Raw genomic sequence first — 1,048 nt, 5'->3', positions numbered from 1 at the left:
TGAAGGATCGTGGCTGAAGCGCGCCACGGCGCGTTCATGAGGAGATACACGGATGTTGCGAACACACGAGCGGGTTGTCCGCGCGACTGCAGCGGTGGTGTGCTGCCTGTTCTGGCCGGTGGGCATGGTGATGGCCGCAGAGCCACCTGCTGCACCCAGTGCCGGTATTGATGGCGTGCGCCTGCAGTATGCGGCCGACGGCACGACCACCGTCACCGACGCGCTGGGGCACCAGACTTTCTACGCGCTCAGCCCGGGTGAGCAGCAGGACCCGGCGCGCAAAGTGACGGGCCGCAGCGACAACCGTGGCACCGAATCGTACGACTACACGCCGGTGGATTCTGATCCTGCACGGCGTGTCAGCACCTCGCAGGATCGCAGCGGCGTTCGCACCACCTATGCCTACAGCGAGATCAGCGATTCTCCATTGGGCGCGGTAAGCGTCACGGCCCGGACCGAAGCGGTTGGAACGCCGCAGCAGCGCGTCTCCGAAACACGGACCTCTATGGCGACCAATCGCCTGCTGCAGCAGACCATCGGTGCGCAGGAAACCACCCTCACGCGCAACGCGCGCCATCAGCCAACGGTCATTACGGTTCGTGATACCGCTACGGATGAGACGCGCGTAACAACGCAGGTCTACTGCGATGCCATCAGTCCTGAGTGTCCGCAGATCGGTCTGCTGCTCCGTGTGGATGGGCCGCGCACGGATGTAGCCGATACGACGACGTTCGCGTACTACACGTCTGATGATGCGGGCTGCGCCACCGGGGGAAGTTGTGCCTATCGCAAAGGCGACCTTCGCCGTGTGACCAACGCGCTGGGTCATGTGGTGGAGACCTTGGCCTACGACCCATCCGGACACCCGCTGTCCATCCAGGAGGCCAACGGTGTGGTCACCGACTACACCTACCATGCCCGTGGCTGGCTGACTTCGGTCACCGTGCGTGGCGCCACCACGGCTGAGGATCGTGTCACCCAGATCAGCTATTGGCCGACCGGCCAGGTGCAGCAGATCACCGAGCCCGATGGCAGCAGCGTGACCTAT

General features: G+C 64.1%; 1 pseudogene. It reads left to right on the top strand.

Annotated features, from left to right (window positions below):
• Positions 1-52: 52 nt before the first annotated feature.
• Positions 53-1,048: pseudogene (locus IAE56_RS20925) on the top strand (hypothetical protein); the annotation flags it as partial.

The sequence above is a fragment of the Stenotrophomonas sp. S41 genome, from assembly GCF_016624625.1.
Lineage (GTDB): Bacteria > Pseudomonadota > Gammaproteobacteria > Xanthomonadales > Xanthomonadaceae > Stenotrophomonas.
Note: the sequence above shows the minus strand (reverse complement) of the source record. Positions and strands in the feature narration are given on the sequence as shown.